The following is a 235-nucleotide window of genomic DNA, read 5'->3' on the forward strand; positions in this document are numbered from 1 at the left end:
CTCGATCGACCGCGCCGAGCTGTCGGAGCAGGTCTACAAGGGCACGTTCACGCCGGCCTACTCGGCCGTCCCCGACGGTCAGCCCGGCGCCACGGAGCCGTTCAAGGAGCTCTACGGCGAGAAGCCCGACGCGGCCAAGGCCAAGAAGTTCCTCGACGACGCCGGCGTGGACACGCCCGTCGACCTCAAGCTGCAGTACAACCCGGACCACTACGGCTCCAACTCCGACCAGGAG

1 pseudogene is annotated in these 235 nt (G+C 68.1%); it reads left to right on the top strand.

Annotated features, from left to right (window positions below):
• Positions 1-235 (top strand): annotated as a pseudogene (locus ASF38_RS19660) (ABC transporter substrate-binding protein); the annotation flags it as partial.

This window comes from Aeromicrobium sp. Leaf272, assembly GCF_001422865.1.
Lineage (GTDB): Bacteria > Actinomycetota > Actinomycetes > Propionibacteriales > Nocardioidaceae > Aeromicrobium.